Here is a 331-nt window from a genome sequence, read left to right as displayed (position 1 = left end):
GCGATCCCGCCGGCACGGCGATCGGCACCGCGACCGTGGCCGCGAATGGCAGCTATACCGCCACGCTCACCACCCCGCAGACCAATGGCCAGCTACTGCAGGTCACCCAGGCCGATGCCGCCCATAACGTCTCCACCCCGGTGACCGTCACCGCGCCCGACCTCATCGCACCCGCCGCCCCCGTGGCGAGCGTCTCGGCGGACGGCACGGCAGTGACCGGCACCGGCGAGCCCGGCGCGACGGTGACCGTCCATGATGCCGCGGGTAATCCGCTCGGCACCGGCACGGTGGCGGCCAATGGCAGCTTCTCGGTCACCCTCACCACGCCCCA

At 72.5% G+C, this 331-nt stretch carries 1 protein-coding gene; it reads left to right on the top strand.

Annotated features, from left to right (window positions below):
• The coding region (locus NLU14_RS21415; protein WP_275710436.1) for an Ig-like domain-containing protein at positions 1-331 on the top strand (331 nt) is incomplete at both ends.

It is taken from the genome of Marinobacter iranensis, assembly GCF_029207565.1.
GTDB lineage: Bacteria > Pseudomonadota > Gammaproteobacteria > Pseudomonadales > Oleiphilaceae > Marinobacter > Marinobacter iranensis.
The sequence above is the reverse complement of the archived record's forward strand: the minus strand, read 5'-3'. Positions and strand labels throughout refer to the sequence as shown.